The organism is Actinomadura parmotrematis (assembly GCF_019458805.1).
Taxonomy (GTDB): domain Bacteria; phylum Actinomycetota; class Actinomycetes; order Streptosporangiales; family Streptosporangiaceae; genus Spirillospora; species Spirillospora parmotrematis.
On sequence record NZ_JAIBOA010000053.1, the window covers coordinates 1 to 668 of the forward strand.

Consider the following 668-nt stretch of genomic DNA (forward strand, 5'->3'; position numbering starts at 1 on the left):
GGGTTTCATCTGCGATTTGTTTTGATCGTTTTGTGTGTTCAAGTTTTTAAGGGCATACGGTGGATGCCTTGGCATCAGGAGCCGATGAAGGACGTGGGAGCCTGCGATATGCCTCGGGGAGTCGGCAACCAGACTTTGATCCGGGGATTTCCGAATGGGGGAACCTGGCACTCGTCATGGGGTGTCGCCGCCGGCTGAATGTATAGGCCGGTTGGTGGGAACGCGGGGAAGTGAAACATCTCAGTACCCGCAGGAAGAGAAAACAATAGTGATTCCGTGAGTAGTGGTGAGCGAAAGCGGAGGAGCCTAAACCGTGCGCGTGTGATACCTGGTAGGGGTTGCGTGTGCGGGGTTGTGGGACCATCCGGTCGGATCTACCAGTCTGACAAGAAGTTACAAACTGCTCGGGTAGTCGAACGGCATGGGAAGGCCGACCGTAGACGGTGAGAGTCCGGTAGACGAAACTTGAGTGGCTTCTGGGTGTGTTCCCGAGTAGCACGGGGCCCGTGAAATCCCGTGTGAATCTGCCACGACCACGTGGTAAGGCTGAATACTTCCTGATGACCGATAGCGGACAAGTACCGTGAGGGAAAGGTGAAAAGTGCCCCGGTGAGGGGTCGTGAAATAGTACCTGAAACCGTGTGCCTACAAGCCGTCAGAGCGTCCTC

Annotated in this window: 1 rRNA gene; it reads left to right on the forward strand. The window is 55.8% G+C overall.

Features of this window, described 5'->3' with window-relative positions:
• Positions 1 to 36: 36 nt before the first annotated feature.
• Positions 37 to 668 (forward strand): 23S ribosomal RNA (locus K1Y72_RS35830); the annotation flags it as partial.